Here is a 21,063-nt window from a genome sequence, read left to right as displayed (position 1 = left end):
ATACCATTTTTCTGGCATTTTTTTCCCTATCCTACTTCATTTTAAATTAAGGAAAAATATGATAAAATAAACTGACTAGAAAAAACAAAGGAGAAACCATGTCTCAACTCTATGATATTACCATTGTAGGTGGTGGTCCTGTTGGGCTTTTTGCAGCCTTCTATGCCCACCTACGCCAAGCCAAGGTCCAAATCATCGACTCTCTTCCACAACTAGGTGGACAACCTGCTATTCTCTACCCTGAAAAGGAAATCCTAGACGTACCAGGTTTCCCAAATTTGACTGGAGAAGAATTGACCAACCGCTTGATTGAGCAACTAAACGGCTTTGATACCCCTATTCATCTCAATGAAACGGTTCTTGAGATTGAAAAACAAGAAGAAGGATTTGCCATTACAACTTCTAAAGGTAGTCACCTGACTAAAACAGTTATCATAGCTATGGGTGGCGGTGCCTTCAAACCACGTCCTCTGGAACTAGAAGGCGTTGAAGGCTATGAAAATATCCACTACCACGTTTCCAACATTCAGCAATACGCTGGTAAGAAAGTGACGATTCTTGGTGGGGGAGACTCAGCTGTGGATTGGGCTTTGGCTTTTGAAAAAATTGCGCCAACTACCCTTGTCCACCGCAGAGATAATTTCCGTGCCTTGGAACACAGTGTCCAAGCCTTGCAAGAATCATCTGTAACCATCAATACCCCATTCGTCCCTAGCCAACTCCTTGGAGATGGAAAAACGCTTGATAAACTTGAAATCACAAAAGTTAAATCTGATGAAACCGAAACGATTGACCTAGACCACCTCTTTGTCAACTATGGTTTCAAATCTTCTGTCGGTAACCTCAAAAACTGGGGGCTCGACCTCAACCGCCACAAGATTATCGTCAACAGCAAGCAAGAATCCAGTCAAGCAGGTATCTATGCTATCGGTGACTGCTGCTACTATGATGGAAAAATTGACCTGATTGCGACAGGACTGGGAGAAGCTCCAACTGCTGTCAACAATGCCATCAACTACATCGACCCTGAGCAAAAAGTACAACCAAAACACTCAACCAGTTTATAAAAAAGAACCACGAGTCACATAGGATTCGTGGTTTTATAGTTCATCGGCTAATTTATTTATCTTTCTGAGTCTGTGGTTGACACCACTTTTGGTCAGAGGGGTGCTGAGGCTATCTGCTAACTGCTGGATAGAGTAATCTGGGTGCTGAATCCGCAACTGCGCTACTTCCTGCAAATCCACTGGCAGATTTTCTAAGCCCATAATATCTTTGATTTTACTGATATTGTTGATGGTCTTCATGCTGGCAGAAACTGTCCGAGCGATATTAGCTGTCTCGGCATTGTTGGCCCGATTGAGGTCATTACGAGTTTCCCGCAAAATCTTTACTCTCTCAAAATCATCGCGCGCCTGCATAGCTCCGATGACAATCAAGAAGTCCATAATATCTTCGGCACGCTGGAGATAGGTCACAGCCCCCTTTTTGCGCTCAAGCACCTTAGCATCCAGTAAAAATTGCTGGAGAAGAGAGGCAATCCCTTGCGCGTGGTCTAGATAAACAGAACTGATTTCCAACTGGTACTTACCTGATTCAGGGTCACGAATACTCCCATTTGCCAAGAAAGCACCACAGAGATAAGCACGGCCTGCTTCCTCATCCGATAAAATTGCCTCATCAATGCCTGTTTCCAGGCCAAAGAAGGAGTCCGCCAAGTGCAAATCACTCAGCAAGTCCTGTACCTTTTCATCTGTAAAAACAGTATAGACCCGATTCTTGCGAAGATTGCTCCTTTGGTGATGGCGAATCTCTGATTTGATTTCATAGAAATGGAGAAAGGACTCATAGAGGTGACGAGCCAGTTTGGCATTTTCTGTCACGACAGATAAGGTCAAACCCGAAGTTGAGAGACCGATACTACCAGACATCTTGATAATGGCAGATAATTCATGCCGGCTCAGATGGTGTTGACCTAGGATTTCTTCTTTTACTGCTACTGTGAAACTCATTTTCTCACCTGTATAATCCGCATCAACTCATCCACAATCAAATCCCCATCGTGGAAGGCTCCTCCATTTTCCAGGCGAAGGAAGTTAGATGAAATCACACGTGGAACTTGCTTACAAAGACCAGAAAAGTCATGCTCCACCTGCACCAAGTATTCATCAAAACGGTTGGAATTCATATATTCCTGAGGCACTTTTTCGATATTCACCAAGACAGTATCAATAAAAGGTCGGCCAAGGTGACGATGCAAGACTTCCACGTGATCACTATCTGTAAAGTGTTCCGTCTCCCCACGTTGGGTCATGATATTGCAGACATAAGCTATTTCTGCTTTTGTTTCCAAAAGCGCTCGACCAATTTCCTTAATGACAATATTGGGCAAAATAGAGGTAAAGAGGGAACCTGGCCCTAGGACAATCATGTCACTTTCAAGAATGGTCTGCACTACTCGACGGCTAGCCAGAGGTATATCATCATTGAGAGTATTGGTCACATAGACATGGTCAATCATGCCCGGATGGTCTGCAATATGACTCTCGCCAGCTACTTCCGTCCCATCCTGAAAGACTGCATGAAGAGTCAAAGGATGGTCACTTGAAGGATAAATCTTGCCTGTTGTATGGAAAAATTTACTCATCAACTGCATGGCATTATAGGTCGAACCCTGCATTTCTGACAGACCTGCAATAATGAGATTTCCCAGCGGATGACCAGCAAAGGCTCCGGCATCCTCAGAAAATCGATACTGAAAGACTTTCTCATAAAACTTAGGCATATCCGACATAGCTACAAGGACATTGCGAAGATCGCCTGGCGGTGTCAACTGCTGCATATTTTTTCGGAGTTCACCTGAAGAACCACCATCATCTGCCACCGTCACGATAGCAGCGATTTCCACATCTTTTTCCCGCAGACTTTTTAGAATGACGGGGATCCCAGTCCCTCCACCAATCACCGTTATCTTTGGTTTTCTCATGAACGGTTTACCGTTTCCTTTCTTCGGTCTTTGTCGCGATGCCCTTCATTGACAGGCCAATTCTTGGATAAGTCTTGCGCCAAGCGTTTAGCAAAGGCCACACTACGGTGTTGTCCACCCGTACATCCCATGGCAATAGTCAAAACTGACTTCCCTTCCTTTTGATAACTTGGTAAAATCGGCTCAATCAAGGCCAATAAATGTTGATAAAAGTCTTCTGACTCAGGATGGTTCATGACATAATCATAAACAGGTTCATCCACACCCGTTTGGTTTCTCAGTTCTGGAAGGTAATATGGATTTGGCAAAAAGCGCACATCGAAGACTAAATCTGCATCAATCGGGATTCCATATTTAAAACCAAAAGACATGACTTCGATACGGAAAGACTGGGCTTGCTCTTGATCTGAAAACTGCTCTGCAATGGTTTTACGCAGTTCACGTGGAGTGAGTTCAGTTGTATCCACCACATTTTGGCTCATATTTTTCAAAGGTGCCAAGAGTTCACGTTCCAGCTTGATTCCATCCAAAATACGACCATCTGCCGCTAGCGGGTGACTCCGTCTGGTTTCCTTGTAACGCGCCACCAATTCCTTATCAGCTGCATCCAAAAAGAGAATTTTAAAGTCCAGTTCTTCCTTATTTTCCAACTCATCCAAAACAGTTTGAATCTCTAAGAAGAAAGAACGGCTACGCATATCCACTACCAAGGCCAACTTATGATCATCATCTTTGGTTTCAACCAACTGCAAAAACTTAGGCAAGAGGGCTGGTGGCATATTATCAATGGTAAAATAACCTAGATCCTCGAAGGACTGAATGGCCACAGTTTTGCCTGCACCACTCATCCCTGTCACAATCACCAAGTGAAGTTGTTTCTTTGTCATCTTTTTCTCCTTATATCAAAAGAAGTTTGGCAGAACCAAACTTCAACTAGCTTATCCAATCTCTGCGATGACTTCAATTTCGACTTTTACATCACGAGGAAGACGAGCTACCTCCACAGCTGAACGAGCTGGAAATTCCTCTTTAAAGGCCGTTTGGTAAACCTCATTAAAAGGAACAAAGTCGTTCATATCGCTCAAGAAGCAAGTTGTTTTGACAACATGGTCAAAGTCTGTTCCTGCTTCTGCCAAAATAGCACCAATGTTTTTCAAGACTTGTTCTGTCTGTTCTTGAATGGTTTCTCCAACGATTTCCCCAGTTTCAGGAGAGAGGGGAACTTGACCACTAGCAAACAAAAGGTTGCCAACGATTTTTCCTTGAACATATGGTCCGATAGCCTTTGGAGCTTTGTCTGTATGAATTGTTTTTGCCATTTTCTTTACCTCACAATTTTTCTAAGATTGCATCCCAAGCTTGGTCCATCCCTGCCTTACTGACAGATGAAAAGAGGATAAAATCGTCACTTGGGTCAAAGTTTAATTTCTTTTTGATTGCTGATTCATGCTTGTTCCATTTACCACGAGGAATCTTGTCCGCCTTGGTCGCAACGATGATAACCGGAATCTCGTAATACTTGAGAAATTCGTACATCTGTACATCATCTGCTGACGGGTCATGACGGAGGTCAACTAGACTGACTACTGCACGGAGATTTTCCCGAGTCGTTAAGTACTCCTCAATCATGCGCCCCCACTTTTCACGTTCCTTTTTGGAAACACGGGCATAGCCATAACCCGGTACATCCACAAAGCGCATCTTGTCGTCGATATTAAAGAAGTTGAGAAGCTGGGTTTTACCAGGTTTTCCTGATGTACGAGCGAGATTCTTGCGATTGAGCATAGTGTTGATAAAGCTGGACTTACCAACATTTGAACGCCCTGCTAAGGCAATCTCTGGCAGTTCATCCTGCGGATAGTGGGATTTATTAGCTGCACTGAGCAAGATTTCAGCATTGTGTGTATTAAGTTCCATAGTCTCCTCTAGGCTGTTTCTAGGATTGGTTTATCCGTTCCATCGACAGCTTCTTTTGTGATGCGGACCAATTTCACATTTTCCTGACTCGGTACTTCAAACATAACATCTAGCATGGTTTCTTCGATGATGGAGCGAAGTCCACGCGCCCCTGTCTTGCGTTCAATGGCTTTATTGGCAATCTCTTGAAGAGCTTCGTCGTCAAATTCCAACTCGACATCATCATAAGAAAGCAAGGTTTGGTATTGTTTCACCAAAGCATTTCTTGGCTCTTTCAAGATGCGAACCAGGTCATCAACGGTCAATTGCTCAAGAGCAGCAAAGACTGGCAAGCGTCCAATTAACTCTGGAATAATACCAAATTTTTGAATATCTTCTGCGATGATTTCCTGCATGTAGGAGCTGTTTTCGTCAATCGCCTTGTTATTTTGACCAAATCCGATGATTTTTTCACCCAAACGTTGTTTAACAATTTCTTCAATGCCATCAAATGCACCACCCACGATGAAGAGGATATTTTTGGTATCCACTTGAATCATCTCTTGTTGTGGATGCTTGCGTCCACCTTGAGGTGGCACGCTAGCAACGGTTCCCTCGATAATCTTGAGAAGGGCTTGTTGCACCCCTTCACCAGAAACGTCACGTGTGATAGATACGTTCTCGCTTTTCTTAGCAATCTTGTCAATTTCATCCACGTAGATAATCCCGCGCTCTGCACGTTCGATGTTAAAGTCAGCAGCCTGCAAGAGTTTGAGGAGAATATTTTCCACATCCTCACCCACATAACCAGCCTCAGTAAGAGCTGTTGCATCCGCAATCGCAAAAGGTACATTCAAGCTCTTAGCCAAGGTCTGAGCAAGGAAAGTTTTCCCTGAACCAGTTGGGCCAATCATCAAAATGTTTGACTTCTGCAAATCCACATCTTCTGACTCTTCACGCGTATCGTGGAAATTGATACGTTTGTAGTGGTTGTAAACCGCCACTGCCAAGGCACGCTTGGCACGATCTTGACCGATTACATAATGGTTCAAGATATGGAGGAGTTCGATTGGTTTTGGTACCTCAGACAAGTCTGCTAAAACTTCCTCAGCCAACTCCTCACGAATAATTTCCTGGGCTAACTCCACACATTCATTGCAGATAAAGGCGTTGTTGCCTGCGATTATTTTTTGTACTTCTTCTTGGCTTTTGCCACAAAATGAGCAATAAACCATCATATCATTATTCCTATTTGTAGGCATGATTTCCTTCCGTTCTATTCTATACTGTCATTCTATCTAAAATAAGGTCATGTAAAAAGCATGGATACTATTGACCAAATTGGTAAAGGCATTTAACAAGAGCAGGACAGAAAGTCCATAACGCTTTTTACGAAAAGCCTGTGCTCCAGCAAGCAAGCAGACCAAACACAGCATGGCTGTGAAAAAACCAAATATACTACGTTCCATTAGACTTCCTTTCTCTTGCGGTATTGGATGGTAAAATCATAAGGATTTTTCTCATCTTTAGTATAGGATTTGCTTGAAACTGTCTCAAAAAGGGACAAGTCAAACTCTTCAGGGAAATAGGTATCTCCCTCCACCCGAGCATGGATTTGAGTGACAATTACTTCATCCAAATAGGGTTCAAAAGCCTGAAAAATCTGCTTTCCACCTATAATATAAAGATTCTTATCTTGAGCCTGATACCAGTCCAAGACAGACTGAACATCATAAAAAGTAGTAACCCCGTCTATCTTTTCTTCAGAATTACGCGTCAAAATCAAGGTCTCCCGTTTTGGAAGCAAGCGACGCCCCATCCCATCAAAGGTCACACGCCCCATCAAGATAGCATGATTCAGAGTTGTTTCTTTGAAGTGTTGTAATTCTGCTGGCAAATGCCAAGGCAGACGATTGTCCTTACCAATCACACCCTCTTCATCCTGGGCCCAAATAGCTACGATTTTCTTAGTCATGCTTCCATCCTTTTCACTGATAGTACTATTTTATCAAAAAACTCAAAAAAAGACTGGTTTGGAATAGCCTACAGAATAGAAAAAATCTGTAAGAAATTTCCTACAGATTTATCTATGTTGCCTTATTTCTTACAAACCAGGTGCTTGTCCAAGTTCTGCAGCAAGCATCCAGATTGTTTTATCCGTTTCAGTTTTAGCATCTGCAAAGATACCGTTTGTCACATCGTCACCCTCTTCATCAGTAACATCCAAACCTTTTTGGAAGAGTTCTGACAAGTAACGGTAGATAACAAGGACACGTTCCAAGCTTTCTTCAACATTGCGGTATTCACCAGCTTCTTCTTCGATTTCACTATTTTGAAGGAATTCTGTCAACGTAGAGAATGGGCTTCCTCCAAGTGTAATCAAGCGTTCGCTAATTTCATCCAATTGACCATCAAGAGCATCCATGTACTCATCCATTTTTGGATGCCATACAAGGAAACCACGACCACGCATGTACCAGTGTACTTGATGCAAAGCAACGTGGGCTACGTACAAATCAGCAACAGCTTGGTTCAAGACTTCCTTTGTTTTTGCCAATGCTACTGGTGCTGCTTTTGTTAATGATGTTACGTCTTTTACTGCTTCTTTTTTCAATTCTACCATTGTTTTTACCTCATTCATTATTTTTTGTAACCACTTCTTAATGATTACTACCTTAGTATACTACTAAGAAAAACCAATAGCAAGCCAAAAGACTCACATGAGAAAAGTTGCAATAGACTGATAATTTAAGAATTCTGTAGAGTTTTTTTGATTCAATTTCATGTCCCTTTTCTTCAGTAAAGCAAAGAAAAAGAGGATGCAATTTTCTTGCACACTCCTTTCTCAACTTTATATCTTAATACCAAACGCTGACATCAACACGACCACGAATTCCTTTTAAGTATTCAGATGAAGTATATTGCCATCCTTTTTCACCTGAATAGTGAGGATTATTCCAATCAAGTGCATCCGTATAGGCTGCAACCCAGTTGACATGTTGTAAAATATCTGGATGATTCAAACGAGTTTGCAAGAGTTGACGATAACTATAAACTTTCACATTTTGATACCCAGCCTGTTTCATTGTTGCCATATACTTGTTGATAATCTTGACCCAAGTTCCAGTATCACTTGGAGCTCTCTTGGTCTTATTTACATATTCCCAGTTCTCAACATCGTAGTAGATAGGATAAGACAAGTTCATATTATATTTTTTCAAGAGTTCAATCGTCTGATTGGCATCATTCTCAGCATCGGTCTCATTTTCTGCATAGGTGTAAAGATAGACACCATAAGGAATACCCAAACGATTAAGTTCTTGAATATTATGAGCCAGTTCTTTATCTTCTACACCACTATAACCCAAACGAACAATAACACCATCTACTCCATTATCATCGATGACTTTCTTCCAGTCACTGATACGACCATTGTGCTCGCTAACATCGATAACCTTTTTAACTTGATCAGTCCCAACTTGTTCTTCACGATGGTTAAAGAAATAACGTCTACCATTTCGATGAACCCAGCCAACATTCAAGTCTTTCTTTTCTTTTAACTCACCTGAGTCAGAAAAAATATAGCGAGCATCATTCATGACTAATTCACCAGTAGCCATAGCACCACTTTCTGTCAAATAGTAGTTACCCTGCCACTCATCTTTAGCCATGTAACCCCACTTCTTGAAATAGTACCACTTGCCATCTACCTTTTGCCACTGCTCATTAGCATAAGAACCATCGGACTTAAGGTAGAACCAAGTCTTATAATGATTATCGTAAAGCCATTCGTTCTGCATCATGGCACCTTGACCATTCAAGAAATAATTTCCTTGCCACTGACTTTTAGCCATATAACCCCATTTCTTGAAATAGTACCATTTGCCATTAATTTTCTGCCATTCTTGATTTGCATAAGAACCATCAGCCTTGAGGTAGAACCAGCTCTTATAATTGTTATCGTAAACCCACTCATTTTTAGCCATGTAACCACCCGCTTTGAGGTAGTAGTTTCCATGCCATTCTTTTTGGGCATAACGACCATCTGCTTTTATATAGAACCAGCTATTGTAGCTAGTATCGAAAATCCACTCACTCTTAGCTTTTGACCCATCTGCCTTTACATAGAAGTCGCCTTCCCAGTGTGCCGATGTGGAAGTTGATTTGCTTTCCTCTTTTTGACTACTAGCTCGTGTCTCTTTAGCTTCTTCCTTTTTCTCTTCCTCTTTTTGACTTGTCGTCGTTTCTGATTTCTTTTCCTCAGCCTTACTAGAAGAAGTCTGGATGCTACTTTCTTCCGAAGATGCTTTCACTTCAGTTTCATTTGCAGCAACATGACTAACTGCCAAGCCTAGTAAAAAGATACTTGCTAATCCAATTTTTCCAATCTTTGTTTTCAATCTTTCCTCTCCTATAAAAAATGGAACAGACATCTCAATGCTGTTCCACCTAGCTTTTGCTACTTACTAATTATTTTACAAAGTCAAGCAAAGCCAAGAAGCTTTCAGCCTCAAGTGACGCACCACCAACAAGGGCACCGTCAACGTCCGGACAAGCCATGTATGAAGCAACGTTCTCAGGTTTAACAGAACCACCGTATTGAACACGAACTTTGTCTGCAACTTCTTGACCAAAGTCAGCAGCTACAACGTCACGAACAACTTTACACATTTTTTGTGCGTCGTCTTGTGAAGCTGATTTACCAGTACCGATAGCCCAGATTGGCTCGTAAGCGATAACTGATGCAGCAACTTGGTCAGCCGTCAATCCAGCCAATGCAGCAGATACTTGAGCACCTACGAATTCAGCAGCTTTACCAGCTTCGTAAGTTTCAAGTGACTCACCACAACAGATGATTGGAAGCATACCGTTTGCAAAGATTGCTTTTGCTTTTTTGTTGATATCTTCGTCAGTTTCATGGAAGTAGTCACGGCGTTCTGAGTGACCGATAACAACGTAGTCAGTACCGATTTCTTTCAAAACTTGTGGGCTTGTTTCACCAGTGAAAGCACCTGCATTTTCAAAGTAGCAGTTTTGAGCAGCAACTTTAAGGTTTGAACCTTTAGCAGCAGCAAGAACAGTTGTCAAATCAAGAGCTGGAGCTGCTATACCTGCTTCAACAAGATCTGATGAAGGAAGTTTTGATGCAACTGCTTCAACGAATGCTTTAGCTTCTTCTGGATTTTTGTTCATTTTCCAGTTACCAGCGATAAATGGTTTACGTGACATTTCACATACCTCTTTTTTCAATTTATTTTCTATTTATTTTATCACAATTAGACACAGCTTGCAAATCTTACTCAAATTTCAAGCCTACTGACATGGATTAATCCTTCCAGAGGTCCATAGCATTTATGAAATCTGCCGATACCTGTGTCAACTGAGGATTGCTTGCTTCTCTCTCTGCCCGTTTAGCCTCGATTTGAGCCACACTTTTGATGCCTTCATGGCGCCAGTTTCTCAAAATCGCCTGAATGTACTTCCAGTTTGGTTTGCCATTCAAAACAGCTTCACGAAGAGCTTCCTTAATCAAGTCAGCACTGGTTCCATCTTCCTTAAGGGTCTTAGTCAAATCCTCGATTTCAAAAGGCGTCAACAAGCGTCCCAGCTCCTGCTGGAAGGTTTCCACCAAATCCTTGAGTTGATTTTGAGGGGTCAACTGGTCTGAACTCGAAGAGCTAGCTCCAAGCAAGTCATCCAAACGTTCCAAGGCTAGACTAGCATCAAAGAGCAATTCAATTTCGCCATTTAATTCGATAGTACGATATTGGATAAGTCCCCTCTCTGTCAAGTTGGAAATGGATTGGTTGACATCCGAAATTTCCTTACCAATCCTTTCAGCAATCTGACTTGGCGACATTTCTTCCAAACCTGTCGTATTTTGCAAATAGAAAAATTGCCAGACCAGAAAATCGTCGCTGGAAGGAAAGAGTTCCTTAAAATGCAAGAGCAGGGCACTCGGTAAAACCAAGTTCCCTGATTTAAAAGCGTCTAAATATGTCATAATTCCTCTTATAAATACCCATATGCAGATGCATCATCTTCTATCTTTCTCCAGTCAAAAGGCGTCTCCTGATAGACAGCATAGTTTACCCAGTTACTGAAAAATAGGGCTGCTGATGAAGACCAACAAAGACAAGGTGTCTGGTTGACATCATTATCCTTAAAGTAATTTTCTGGAATATGAGGATCCAAACCTGCATCACGATCTCGGAAATACTCTTTTGCTAAGGTATCACGGTCATATTCCAAATGCCCAAAACTATAAATTTCACGTAAATCACGACTGGCCAAAATCGAAACCCCAACCTGAGGTCCTTCTGATAAAATCTCGAGATTGGTTTTGTTTAAGATCTCTTCCTTAGAAATCTCCGTATGCCGAGAATGAGGAGATACGTAACTATCGTCAAAGCCCCTAAAGAGAAGATGACCTTCCTTTAAGGTGTCCTGAGGATAGATACCCGATAACTTACTGTCCATCTGGTATTTTTCAACCCCATAACGCAGATAAAGCCCAGCCTGAGCCCCCCAACAGATATGAAGGGTCGAATAGACATGGGTCTTGGACCACTCAAGCACCTGACTGAATTCCTCCCAATAGTCCACTTCCTCAAATGGTAAATGCTCAACTGGAGCCCCTGTGATAATCATCCCGTCAAAATACTCATCCTTGACTTCAGGAAAAGTTTTATAGAAAGTCTCCATGTGCTCTGAGCGAGTTGTTTTAGAACGGTGGCTTTCCATATAGAGGAAATCAATATCCAGTTGCAGGGGTGTATTGGCCAAATGGCGCAACAATTGAGTCTCTGTGACCATTTTTTGTGGCATGAGATTTAAGATTAAAATCTTCAAGGGACGGATATCTTGGTGGGCAGCACGTTGATCATCCATGACAAAGATATTCTCTGTCCGTAAAATCTCAACAGCTGGCAATTTTTTATCAATTCGAATCGGCATAACCCTCTCCTAACTGTACTCTTTCAGGAATAATTGCATGTGTTTGAAGTCAAAACTCAAACACTTAGTCCTTTTATTATACTGCAAGAAGATATAGTTTTCAATTATAGTTTTTCTCTAACTAGCTATAGTCTATTTTTATATCCTAATGTAGAGAAAACAGCCCTAGGGACTGTTTTTCATTAATAATGCATGAGAACTTTGTAATCGTAGTCACCGATTTTTTCACGGCCGTTCAATTCATCCAATTCAACAAGGAAGGCACAACCTGCCACAACACCGCCAAGTTTTTCAATCATCTCGATGGTCGCCTTAACAGTTCCACCTGTCGCCAAGAGGTCGTCTACGATAAGAACACGTTGACCTGGCTTAATGGCATCCGCGTGCATAGTCAAGGTATCAACACCGTACTCTTTTTCATAGTCAGCAGAAATGACTTCACGTGGTAATTTACCCGGCTTACGAACAGGGGCAAAACCAATTCCCAACTCAAAAGCAACTGGACAACCCACGATAAATCCACGAGCTTCAGGACCTACAATCATGTCGATTTTCTTGTCAGTAGCGTACTGAACGATTTCACGAACAGCGTAGCTATAAGCATTTCCATCAGCCATCAAAGGACTGATATCACGGAAGGTGATGCCTTCCTTTGGATAATTTTCAATTGTGGCAATATAATCTTTTAAATTCATCTTTTTCTTTCTTTCAAAGTTTTTACTCTCTATTATACCATATTTTCTGTGAAAGAAGAAGAGGAAACAGTATTTCATTTGCTACTCACTCTATGAGCTAAATTAAGATAACTATTTTTATCTAAACTATAACTCACACACAAAAACGAGCACTTTCGTACTCGCCTTTGTTTATATACTACTGATTAAAGTGAGTTTACGTCAACTTTGATACCAACACCTTGAGTAGTTGTGATAGTCAAGTTTGTTACGTAAGTTCCTTTAGCTGTAGCTGGTTTTGCTTTTTGGATTGTTTCGTTGAAAGCTTTAAAGTTTTCAACCAATTTTTCAGCTTCAAATGATACTTTACCGATGATTGCTTGAACGTTACCTGCACGGTCAGCACGGTAAGTGATTTTACCACCTTTAGACTCTTCAACTGCTTTAGCAACATCCATTGTTACAGTACCAGTTTTAGGGTTTGGCATCAAGTTACGTGGTCCAAGGACACGTCCAAGACGTCCAACAAGAGCCATCATGTCAGGCGTAGCGATAACTACGTCGAAGTCCAACCAACCGTCGTTGATTTTAGCAACAAGGTCATCTTCACCAACAAAGTCTGCACCAGCAGCTTTTGCTTCTTCAGCTTTTGCACCACGTGCAAAAACAAGAACGCGTGAAGTTTTACCAGTACCGTTTGGCAATACCATTGCTCCACGGATTTGTTGGTCAGCTTTTTTAACGTCGATGTTCAAGTTGTAAGCAACTTCTACAGTTGCGTCAAATTTTGCAAAGTTAGTTTCTTTTGCAAGTGCTACAGCTTCTTCTACGCTGTATGCTTTTGTGCTGTCGATTTTCTCAAGAGCAGCACGAAGTTGTTTGCTTTTTTTAGCCATTTTCTATTCTCCTTGTAAGTGGTTCAATCGATTTTCATCTCCCACGTCACTTCTCGAAATGATGAAGTCTTGCGGGTTTTCAGTCTATTAGATTCTTTTCCTACGGCCTTAAGTTCCCTTGCTGTACCCAAGTACAAGCTTCAGTCACTTGCCTAGTATGAAAGTAACTAATAGACTGCTGTGAGATTTTCTACTGTGTTATTGATTAGTCAACAACAGTGAATCCCATAGAACGAGCAGTACCTTCGATCATACGCATTGCAGACTCTACGTTTGCTGCGTTCAAATCTGGCATCTTAGTTTCTGCAATTTCTTGTACTTGCGCACGAGTAACTGTAGCAACTTTAGTTTTGTTAGGTGTACCTGATCCTTTTTCAACACCTGCAGCTTTTTTCAAAAGAACAGCGGCTGGTGGTGTTTTAGTGATGAAAGTAAATGATTTATCTTCGTAAACTGAGATAACAACTGGAATGATCATACCAGCTTGGTCAGCTGTACGAGCGTTGAACTCTTTTGTGAATCCCATGATGTTGATACCAGCTTGACCAAGAGCAGGTCCAACTGGTGGAGCTGGTGTAGCTTTACCAGCAGGGATTTGCAATTTTACAAGTTTTTCGACTTTTTTAGCCATTTTTAAATCCTCCTTTGTGGTTTTGGCGGTAATTAGAGATTTTTACCTCCCACAAGTATGCTTTTCACATACCCATCTATTATACACTATTTATCTGGAATTGCAAGAGAAAAGTTTATTTTTTAATCGACGTAATCTCCGCCTTCAAAGCCATAGTATTCTTCCAAGCTGAGACCAGTCTCAGCAATTTCTTTAGCTTCTTTTCCGACATAACGAAGGTGCCATTCCTCAGCCATATAGCCTGTTTCCTTTTCCTTACCTTTGAGATAACGGACAACAAAGCCATAATCAGCAGCATGGTCCAAGAGCCATTGTGCCGCCTTCTCTTCTGTCACCAAATCACCATTTGTCCCAATCACATCAAAGGCTAAGCCTGTCTGGTGTTCGCTATAGCCAGGACGAGCAGAATAACGGTCGGCAGCTTCTTTCCCATCTTGATTGACATAATCTTGATAGAGCTTGGTCTGAGTTTCATAACTTCTAAAGCCACTGTAATGATCGCTGATTGGGAAACCTGCCTCTTGCATAGCTTTTATGAGTTTGACCAACTCAGCCTTGGCTGCTGGATTTTCCCCTGGATTATAGTCTTTAGACAATGGGTAGTGTTTATTGGCTACGATGATTTCATCGTATTTCCCTTGTATGCTATAGTAGTCTCCTTTATTAACCACTTCTGCTTTTTTCTGAGCAGCTCCTTGAGATTTACTGCCGGCTGTTCCATCAGCTTTAGCTGTTTGTTCTGTCTTAGCTGCGCCATCTTCATTTTTTGTTTTTTCTTGTGAACAAGCTGCTAGACTCAAGGCTAGCAAGGCTGTCAAGATAAGGTATCTTTTCTTCATTTCTACTCCTTTATTCTAATAGTTTATCTACTTCTGATGATAAACGTTCGACTAATCTTTTAATCTCATCCGGTTTTGCTTGGCAGGTTTCTGCTGTCATTTCTTCAAAAGGAACCCACCAAACTGGCCCACGCCCCTTGAGTCCGTGACCATTCATATCACCTGTTCGTCTAGGAAACAGATGCCAATGAAGATGGGCATCACCATTTCCTAGCAGTTCGATATTCATTTTCTCAGCAGCAAAAGACTTGGCAACTGCCTCTTGGACCACACTCATTTCTTCTAGAAAACGGAGTTTCGTTTCCTTTTCTAAATGGTGCAATTCGGTGACATGTTCTTTGGATAGAAAAAGACTATATCCTGCAAAATACTGGTGGTCTCCAACCACAAAATAGCCTGTTTCCAACTCTCTTACAAAGTAAGGATTTTCCCCAGCCTTGATCAGCTCAATTCTCTGGCAAATCAGGCACATATTAGTCTACCAATGCGCTCTTAAGATAGGCATCAACCATACGCTCCGTTGCAACCACCGAGTCAATATGAGTGCGCTCATAAGAGTGGCTAGACTCGATACCAGCACCAAGAAGGGCGTGTTTGACCTCTGCCCCTGCAGACATGGCTGCTGAAGCGTCCGATCCATAAAATGGATAGATATCCAATTTAAATGGAATATCCTGCTCTTTCGCCAAAGCCACCAAGTGTTGACGGAAGTCATAGTGATAAGGACCTGAAGCATCCTTGACACAGATAGACACTGTGTACTCGTCTGTCTGCTGATCATCGCCCATAGCTCCCATATCCACAGCCAGATATTCTACTACCTGGGCAGGAATATTAGAGTTGGCACCGTGACCTACTTCTTCAAAAACTGAAAAAGCAAAATGGGTTGTTACGGGTAATTCAACCTTCTCTTCCTTATAAACACGAAGCAGGTTAAGCAAAATCGCTGCACTGACCTTATCGTCCAAATGACGAGATTTGATAAAGCCTGTCTCTGTCACGACAGTTCGTGGGTCAAAGCTGATAAAATCACCGACTTCAATTCCCAAGACACGAGTTTCTTTTTCATTAGTTACTTTTGCATCCAAACGCACTTCCATATTGTCCTGCGTGCGTTCTGCAGTTCCTGCATCCTTGTAGACATGGCAAGAAGTTTGGTGGATAAGGATGGTTCCTGATACCTTTTGACCTGTGCTAGCTACATGAACGGTACAGTTTTCTCCTTCAATCATGTTCCAAGGAAAACCACCGATACGGTCCATTTTGAGACGGCCATCTGGTTTTACAGCACGGACAATAGCCCCCAGCGTATCTACATGGGCAGTCACATAGCGTTGTTGCTCATCATTTTGACCTTTGATAGTCACATTGACACCGCCCTTGGCTGTACGAACTGGCTGGTAACCAAAAGCTTCTAGTGTCTTGACTAAATAGTCTGAAATCTCACGAGTGAAGCCCGTTGGCGATGCGATGGCTGTCAGTTCTTTCATATATTCTACTGTTTGATTCATTTCTTCACCTCTTTTGCTACCTATTATAACACATTTATCATCGGATAAAAAAAGAAAATCACCCCTGTAGACTTGGCTACAAAAGTGATTTTATACTCAATGAAAATCAAAGAGCAAACTAGGAAACTAGCCGCGGGCTGTACTTGAGTACGACAAGGCGACGTTGACGCGGTTTGAATTTGATTTTCGAAGAGTATTAGTGATTATTCCATTTCAAAAACATCACTTTCTTGCTTGTTTGGTAGAACCAATGAGAGCAAGATTCCGACAATGGCTGGTACCAACCATGGGAGTGACGCCTTGGCAAAAGGAAGAGCGCTGACAAGATTTGCAAGAAAATCAACCTTAAATGAGCTTCCTAATACATTTGCAATGGCAATGGCTGTAACAACAGCAATTGTCAACTGCATGCCTGGTTTTGAAAGAGACACGAATTTGTTGACAATGACAATCATGACGATGGCAATCGTGATTGGATACAAGATAACTAGTACTGGAATTGAGTACTTGATAATTGCACTCAAACCAAGATTTGCAATGGCAAATCCAATCAAGGTAAAGACTGTTGCATAAATCTTGTAGCTGATTTGTGGGAAACGTCCGTTAAAGAACTCCGCTGTTGACACAATTAGACCAACTGTTGTTGTGAAGCAGGTTACAGTAACCATAGCTGCAAGGAAGATTTGAGCTGTTGAACCAAAGATTTCTTGAGTTGCTTGTGACAAGATGTAAACACCTGGTGTTCCACCCTTCATCGCTTCAGCTGGTACTGGGAAATGATTTCCAAGGAAACCTAAACCGATGTAAAGAGCGCTGAAAGCAAGGGCTACAACGATACCAACAACCCAAATAGTTGAAATGTATTCTTTCTTACTTGAAAATCCAAGTTGTTTCAAGGTTTGAACTGCGATTACACTGAAGGCAACCGAAGCAAGGGCATCCAAGGTATTATAACCTTCTAGGAAACCTGTACCAAAGGCAGAAGCTTGATAAGCAGCTGAAGCAGCTTGAGGACTTGTTCCACCGTATTTGATAGCTCCTAAAACAACCAAGATAACAATCAAGATTGCAAAGACTGGCGTTAAAATACGGCCGATACGGTCTAAGATTTTTGATGGATTAAGCGAAATCAGATACGCTGCCACAAAATAAAGAAGGGTAAAGACAATCAAGCCAAGTCCTTTATTTGCATCCGATAAAAGGGGGCTGATCCCTACTTCGTAAGCTGTTGTAGCAGTACGTGGGATAGCAAAGAATGGACCGATTGACAAGTAAAGAACTGATAGGTAAAGAGTCGCAAACCAAGGCGCTATCTTCGTTGAAATCTCGTAGATATATCCTTTAGGATTTAGCGTTCCAATAATAAGGGTCAAGACGGCGATACCGACGCCTGAAAAGACAAAACCTGCGATAGCAGGAAGAAAATGTTCTCCAGATAGAGCACCCAGAGAAGGCGGAAAAATCAAGTTCCCCGCACCAAAAAATATTCCAAACAGGAGTAAACCTGTTAGGGCACCTTTTTTAGCCATGTAAATCTCCTTCATATTTATAAAATACTGACCTAGTATATCATGAATAGGAGTATGAAAAAAGCTTCACGAAGTAAATATTGAATGTTTTCAAGATTCACAAAAATGAGAATTGTCTAAAAATAAAACTCTCCTACCCAGTCCATACCGAGTAGGAGAAAATCTACTGTTTAAAGTTCTTCAAAGGCTAACATGCCACCCTGAACATTGATAACCTCATAACCTTGTTCAGCTAGGAATTGACAAGCACGCGCCGATCTCATTCCAGATTTGCAAATAACATAATGCAACTGGTCCTTGTCCAACTGATCAAAGGTATCAGCCAATTGACTAAGCGGTAGGTTGTGGGCACCTTCTAAATGAAGCGTCTCGAACTCTTCTACTTCTCTCACGTCCACTAGAGAAAGTTGGTCGTTTTGATAAAGCTGGTAAAATGTGTCAAAGGTAATTTCTTTCATTCTTTTCTCCTAAAATAGCTTTAATTCTTTTTTTCAAATCTGGCACCACTTCTGCCTTAAACCAAGGATTTTTAGCCATCCAGATTTGGTTTCGCGGTGAGGGGTGAACTAGAGGAAAATAGTCTGGCAGATAATCCTGATAGCGTCGAACTCTCTCTGTTACCTTGCCACTGACTTTCTCCTGTAAATAGTAGGCTTGGGCATATTGCCCAATCAAGAGGGTCAACTGGATATCTGGTAATTCTTGCAAGAGCTGTGGATGCCATTTTTCGGCAAATCCAGTTCTCGGTGGCAGGTCACCTGACTTACCATGCCCTGGAAAGTAGAAATCCATAGGCAAAACAGCAAAATAACCTGAATTGTAAAAGGTATCTTCATCCACACCTAGCCACTCCCGCAAGCGGTCACCACTCTTATCTTTCCAGTAAAGACCTGCTTCTTGAGTTTTAAGTCCCGGTGCCTGACCAATGATATTGATACGAGCAGTTTTTGGCGCCGCAAAGAGAGGCTCAATACCGCGTTCTGTATAGCTAGCATTCTGCGGATCCGCCATGATAGCCTGCTTAATTCTTTCGATTTGAGACATCTGTTTTCCCTCCAAAAAGAAGTCCAAGCATTACATCTCAGACTTCTAAGGCTTTATTTGATCAATTCGTAAATAGCTTCGGCATAGATTGCTGCTGCTCGGAAGAGATCGTCCAAGGCGATAAATTCATTGGCCTGGTGCATGGTATCAATAGAGTCTGGGAACATAGCACCGTAGGCAACCCCACGCTCAAGCAAGCGACCGAAGGTACCACCACCGATGACTTGTTCATGACCTTGTAGTCCTGTTTGTTTTTCATAGACATTCAACAAAGTTTGCACAAGTGGATCTTCCATTGGCACATAGTGAGGCGTGTGACCGTGTTCAGAAAGGCTAACAGAAGCAACTGGCAAGTTTTCAAGGATTGACTTGATCTGCTCTGGACTTGTTCCTTTTGGATAGCGGATATTAAGGGCAATCGTATTGTCAGCACTTGTTTCATTGAAGCGGAAGACACCCGCATTCATAGAAAGGGCACCCATCTTTTCATCCACATGAGCAATCTTGAGATTTTCACCCTCATGGTCGTTCAAGAGAATTTTACCAGCGATGTCAAGGTAGTCTTTGGCTGGACCAGCAAAGTCAAACTGGCTAAGGAAGAGGGCTAGGTAAGTCGCACCATTGACACCTGAAGCAGGCATAGCACCATGGGCTGATTTACCAATAATCGTCACCTTGTATTGACCGTTTTCTTCTTGGAGTTCTCCTCTAAGTTTGTGTTCTACAACAAAAGTATCTAGTTTAGCTTTCAAATCAGCCAAATCTCCTGAAACAACAGCTGTTGCTGATTCAGGTACCATGTTTTCACGTAAACCACCTGTGAAGCTGTGAAGACGAGCCGCACCTGCATTTTCTCCTGCAAAGTGGAGGTATTCCGTGATATTGCCTTTTTCACCATTGATGATAGGGAATTCAGCGTCTGGAGAGAAACCGAAGTCTGGTTTCGCAAGTCCTACATGTTCAAAGTAGTAGTCCATGTCTGCCCAGCCTGATTCTTCGTCTGTTCCGACGATGAAACGAACCTTCTTAGAAGTTGGAAGGCCCAATTCTTTGATGATTTTCAAACCATAGTAACAAGCTGTTGTAGGCCCCTTGTCGTCCGAAGCCCCACGCGCATAAAGGCGACCGTCTTTGATAGTTGGGGTGTAAGGATCTGTGTCCCAACCGCTACCAGCTGGAACCACGTCCATGTGGGCAAAGATTCCGAGGACTTCTTCTCCATCACCAAACTCGAAATGTCCTGCGTAGTTATCGACATTCTTAGTTGGATAGCCATCACGGTCAGCGATTTCAAGGAATTTTTCCAAGGCTTTTACCGGCCCAGGTCCAAATGGATGCTCAGCATCAACCTTGCTATCATCACGTTCTGAGTTGATTTCCAAAAGGCTAAACAAGTCAGCCAAAAGGTCTTCTTTGCGTTTTTCTACTTCTGCTGTAAAATCAATTGCTGTCATTTTTTCTTCTTTCTATCTTTTCTCGATGATTTCATCTACTGGCAAGCGGTAGCTTGGTTCCAATTTTTCGTCTGTGTATCCCACTGTAATCAAGAGTTCTGGACGGAAACGGTCTTCGATTTCCAAAACTTCGTTGACTTTTGATTTGTCAAAACCAAGTTCATAGCAACCAAACCTGCATTGAGGGCTAGGTAGTCACTAACCTGTTGTTCATTGTAACGGGCAAATTCAGCAGGCAAATTTTTCATGAAGTATTGTAGTTGCTCTTCAGAAAAGTTATTAGCACCACCAACTCGGGCAATCTTACGAGCACGTTTAGCCAGATCTGTATCTGTAAACAGAGCAATGGTTACAGGCGCTGATGATACCTGTTCAAAGTTCGAACCGTAAGCCAATTTTGCTAATTCGGCATTTTTCTCACGAACCACCACAAATTTCCAAGGCTGGCTGTTGTGGGCGCTTGGTGCCAAGGTTGCAATTTCGATAGCCGTACGCACATCTTTGGGATCCACTGGTTTGTCAGTGAAATGCTTGGTCGCATGACGTTTTTTGTTTAATTCAAGAAATTTCATAATCGATTTCCTTTTCTAATTCTACTGCTTCCATTCTACCATAATTTGAAAGAGCTTGCAGATATTTTCCATGA

24 protein-coding genes and 1 pseudogene are annotated in these 21,063 nt (G+C 42.0%); 1 reads left to right on the top strand and 24 read right to left on the bottom strand.

Annotated features, from left to right (window positions below; translation table 11 throughout):
* Positions 1-98: 98 nt before the first annotated feature.
* Complete coding sequence (locus HT717_RS06540) at positions 99-1,067, top strand: NAD(P)/FAD-dependent oxidoreductase (protein ID WP_049540842.1); 969 nt, start codon at positions 99-101, stop codon at positions 1,065-1,067.
* Between the two features lie 33 nt (positions 1,068-1,100).
* On the opposite strand, the gene whiA is transcribed toward HT717_RS06540, so the two are convergent.
* The 24 genes and pseudogenes from whiA to HT717_RS06420 form a co-directional block, all read right to left on the bottom strand.
* Positions 1,101-2,012, bottom strand: a complete 912-nt coding sequence (gene whiA / locus HT717_RS06535; RefSeq protein WP_049540853.1) for a DNA-binding protein WhiA — start codon at positions 2,010-2,012, stop codon at positions 1,101-1,103.
* Positions 2,009-2,986, bottom strand: coding sequence for a YvcK family protein (locus HT717_RS06530; RefSeq protein WP_173304751.1), 978 nt, complete (start codon positions 2,984-2,986; stop codon positions 2,009-2,011). Before HT717_RS06530 ends, whiA begins: the two co-directional genes overlap by 4 nt.
* The gene (rapZ, locus tag HT717_RS06525; RefSeq protein ID WP_049540857.1) at positions 2,983-3,873 is read right to left on the bottom strand and encodes an RNase adapter RapZ; all 891 of its coding nucleotides are present in this window, start codon (positions 3,871-3,873) and stop codon (positions 2,983-2,985) included. Before rapZ ends, HT717_RS06530 begins: the two co-directional genes overlap by 4 nt.
* 51 nt (positions 3,874-3,924) lie before the next feature.
* Entirely contained in the window at positions 3,925-4,305 is a 381-nt protein-coding gene (locus HT717_RS06520; RefSeq protein WP_001140420.1) for a RidA family protein, read from the bottom strand.
* A gap of 10 nt (positions 4,306-4,315) precedes the next feature.
* Positions 4,316-4,903: a ribosome biogenesis GTP-binding protein YihA/YsxC gene (gene yihA / locus HT717_RS06515; protein ID WP_020900580.1), complete on the bottom strand. Its 588-nt coding sequence runs from the start codon at positions 4,901-4,903 to the stop codon at positions 4,316-4,318.
* 8 nt (positions 4,904-4,911) lie between these two features.
* Positions 4,912-6,144 carry an ATP-dependent Clp protease ATP-binding subunit ClpX gene (clpX, locus tag HT717_RS06510; RefSeq protein ID WP_049540859.1) on the bottom strand — a complete coding sequence of 411 codons (1,233 nt, stop codon included), beginning with the start codon at positions 6,142-6,144 and terminating at the stop codon, positions 4,912-4,914.
* A gap of 36 nt (positions 6,145-6,180) precedes the next feature.
* Entirely contained in the window at positions 6,181-6,351 is a 171-nt protein-coding gene (locus HT717_RS06505; RefSeq protein ID WP_042901356.1) for a hypothetical protein, read from the bottom strand.
* On the bottom strand, positions 6,351-6,857 hold the full coding sequence (locus HT717_RS06500) for a dihydrofolate reductase (protein WP_049540862.1): 507 nt from the start codon (positions 6,855-6,857) through the stop codon (positions 6,351-6,353). The genes HT717_RS06505 and HT717_RS06500 overlap by 1 nt, the downstream gene beginning before the upstream one ends.
* Before the next feature lie 129 nt (positions 6,858-6,986).
* A complete protein-coding gene (locus HT717_RS06495; protein WP_042901358.1) occupies positions 6,987-7,505 on the bottom strand; it encodes a Dps family protein in 519 nt (172 codons plus the stop codon).
* A 235-nt stretch (positions 7,506-7,740) separates the two neighbouring features.
* Positions 7,741-9,315, bottom strand: a complete 1,575-nt coding sequence (gene lytC / locus HT717_RS06490) for a choline binding-anchored murein hydrolase LytC (RefSeq protein WP_080982931.1) — start codon at positions 9,313-9,315, stop codon at positions 7,741-7,743.
* Between the two features lie 37 nt (positions 9,316-9,352).
* Complete coding sequence (tpiA, locus tag HT717_RS06485; protein ID WP_049540866.1) at positions 9,353-10,111, bottom strand: triose-phosphate isomerase; 759 nt, start codon at positions 10,109-10,111, stop codon at positions 9,353-9,355.
* Positions 10,112-10,208: 97 nt separating this feature from the next.
* A complete protein-coding gene (locus HT717_RS06480; protein WP_049540868.1) occupies positions 10,209-10,886 on the bottom strand; it encodes a DnaD domain-containing protein in 678 nt (225 codons plus the stop codon).
* 8 nt (positions 10,887-10,894) lie between these two features.
* Positions 10,895-11,839, bottom strand: coding sequence for a homoserine O-succinyltransferase (metA, locus tag HT717_RS06475; RefSeq protein WP_001122720.1), 945 nt, complete (start codon positions 11,837-11,839; stop codon positions 10,895-10,897).
* A 182-nt stretch (positions 11,840-12,021) separates the two neighbouring features.
* A complete protein-coding gene (locus HT717_RS06470) occupies positions 12,022-12,534 on the bottom strand; it encodes an adenine phosphoribosyltransferase (protein ID WP_001049318.1) in 513 nt (170 codons plus the stop codon).
* A gap of 185 nt (positions 12,535-12,719) precedes the next feature.
* A complete protein-coding gene (gene rplA, locus HT717_RS06465) occupies positions 12,720-13,409 on the bottom strand; it encodes a 50S ribosomal protein L1 (RefSeq protein ID WP_001085675.1) in 690 nt (229 codons plus the stop codon).
* A gap of 205 nt (positions 13,410-13,614) precedes the next feature.
* A complete protein-coding gene (rplK, locus tag HT717_RS06460) occupies positions 13,615-14,040 on the bottom strand; it encodes a 50S ribosomal protein L11 (RefSeq protein ID WP_001085807.1) in 426 nt (141 codons plus the stop codon).
* A 122-nt stretch (positions 14,041-14,162) separates the two neighbouring features.
* On the bottom strand, positions 14,163-14,879 hold the full coding sequence (ldcB, locus tag HT717_RS06455) for an LD-carboxypeptidase LdcB/DacB (RefSeq protein WP_049540870.1): 717 nt from the start codon (positions 14,877-14,879) through the stop codon (positions 14,163-14,165).
* Positions 14,880-14,889: 10 nt separating this feature from the next.
* The gene (locus HT717_RS06450) at positions 14,890-15,351 is read right to left on the bottom strand and encodes an HIT family protein (protein WP_049540872.1); all 462 of its coding nucleotides are present in this window, start codon (positions 15,349-15,351) and stop codon (positions 14,890-14,892) included.
* A 1-nt stretch (position 15,352) separates the two neighbouring features.
* Positions 15,353-16,390 carry a M42 family metallopeptidase gene (locus HT717_RS06445; protein ID WP_049540873.1) on the bottom strand — a complete coding sequence of 346 codons (1,038 nt, stop codon included), beginning with the start codon at positions 16,388-16,390 and terminating at the stop codon, positions 15,353-15,355.
* Between the two features lie 203 nt (positions 16,391-16,593).
* On the bottom strand, positions 16,594-17,919 hold the full coding sequence (brnQ, locus tag HT717_RS06440; RefSeq protein ID WP_173304749.1) for a branched-chain amino acid transport system II carrier protein: 1,326 nt from the start codon (positions 17,917-17,919) through the stop codon (positions 16,594-16,596).
* 170 nt (positions 17,920-18,089) lie between these two features.
* Positions 18,090-18,377 carry a rhodanese-like domain-containing protein gene (locus HT717_RS06435; protein WP_153226040.1) on the bottom strand — a complete coding sequence of 96 codons (288 nt, stop codon included), beginning with the start codon at positions 18,375-18,377 and terminating at the stop codon, positions 18,090-18,092.
* The gene (locus tag HT717_RS06430) at positions 18,358-18,963 is read right to left on the bottom strand and encodes a uracil-DNA glycosylase family protein (protein WP_153226041.1); all 606 of its coding nucleotides are present in this window, start codon (positions 18,961-18,963) and stop codon (positions 18,358-18,360) included. The genes HT717_RS06435 and HT717_RS06430 overlap by 20 nt, the downstream gene beginning before the upstream one ends.
* A 53-nt stretch (positions 18,964-19,016) precedes the next feature.
* Positions 19,017-20,417, bottom strand: coding sequence for a dipeptidase PepV (pepV, locus tag HT717_RS06425; RefSeq protein ID WP_153226042.1), 1,401 nt, complete (start codon positions 20,415-20,417; stop codon positions 19,017-19,019).
* Between the two features lie 12 nt (positions 20,418-20,429).
* Positions 20,430-20,989 (bottom strand): annotated as a pseudogene (locus tag HT717_RS06420) (nitroreductase family protein).
* Between the last annotated feature and the right edge of the window lie 74 nt (positions 20,990-21,063).

Origin of the sequence: Streptococcus sp. 959 (genome assembly GCF_013277075.1) — a bacterium.
In the GTDB taxonomy this organism is placed as follows: Bacteria; Bacillota; Bacilli; order Lactobacillales; family Streptococcaceae; genus Streptococcus; species Streptococcus pseudopneumoniae_C.
Note: the sequence above shows the minus strand (reverse complement) of the source record. Positions and strands in the feature narration are given on the sequence as shown.